The sequence below is a fragment of the Methylobacterium sp. WL6 genome, from assembly GCF_008040095.1.
Lineage (GTDB): Bacteria > Pseudomonadota > Alphaproteobacteria > Rhizobiales > Beijerinckiaceae > Methylobacterium.
The window spans coordinates 1-877 of sequence record NZ_VRVH01000615.1; the positions used below are offsets into that span (position 1 = coordinate 1).

1 protein-coding gene is annotated in these 877 nt (G+C 74.0%); it reads left to right on the plus strand.

Translation table 11 applies throughout. From position 1 onward, the window contains the following. Positions 1–693 (plus strand): 2-oxo-4-hydroxy-4-carboxy-5-ureidoimidazoline decarboxylase (gene uraD / locus FV230_RS28760; protein ID WP_147844782.1); only part of this gene is annotated, 693 nt, incomplete at its 5' end. Between the last annotated feature and the right edge of the window lie 184 nt (positions 694–877).

Sequence of the window (877 nt, forward strand, 5' to 3'; positions counted from 1 at the left end):
CTGCTGGCGGGCCATCCCGAGCTGGCGGGCCGCGCGGCGCGCGACGGCGCCATCGCCCCCGATTCGATCGCCGAGCAGGCGGCGGCCGGGCTCGACCGGATGTCGGACGCGGAATACGCGCGCTTCGAAGCGCTCAACGCGGCCTACCGCGCGAAATTCGGCCTGCCCTTCATCCTGTGCGTCAAGCGGCACGGGCGCGCCGCGCTGCTCTCCGCCTTCGCGACGCGTCTCGACTCCGACGCCGCGACCGAGCGGCGGACCGCCGAGGCCGAGGTCCTCCGCATCGCCGCGATCCGCCTGAACGCGCTGGTCTCCGGCGAGGGGCCGCTCAGGACGATGGGGCGGATCTCGACGCACGTGCTCGATACGGTGAGCGGGCGCCCGGCGGCCGGCGTCGCGGTGAGCCTCCACGAGATCGTCTCGGAGACCGAGACGGCCCTGGTGGCGCGGGCCGTGACCAATGCCGACGGGCGCACCGACGCGCCGCTCGTCGGCGGCCGGCCGGTGCCGATCGCGGTCTACGAGCTGCGCTTCGCCCTCGGCGACCATTACCGCCGGCTCGGGCTTTCGCTCGCCGAGCCGCCCTTCCTCGACGTCGTGCCGCTGCGCTTCGGCGTCGCGGAGCCGGAGGGGCACTACCACGTGCCGCTGGTGGCGACGCCGTGGAGCTTCCAGACCTATCGCGGAAGTTGAGCCGCACCGCGGAAAATCGTCTTCCTGGGGCGCACCGCGGCGGGGTTCGCGCGTTGTCGGCGCAGATCCCACGAGGAGCCGCCATGCTGCGTTCCGCCCAAGTCCTGATCCTTTCGCTCTGCCTCGGCTGCGGCTTGGCCGGCGCGGGCGGCTCAGCGCCGGTGGCGGCGGTGGTGGCGCATCC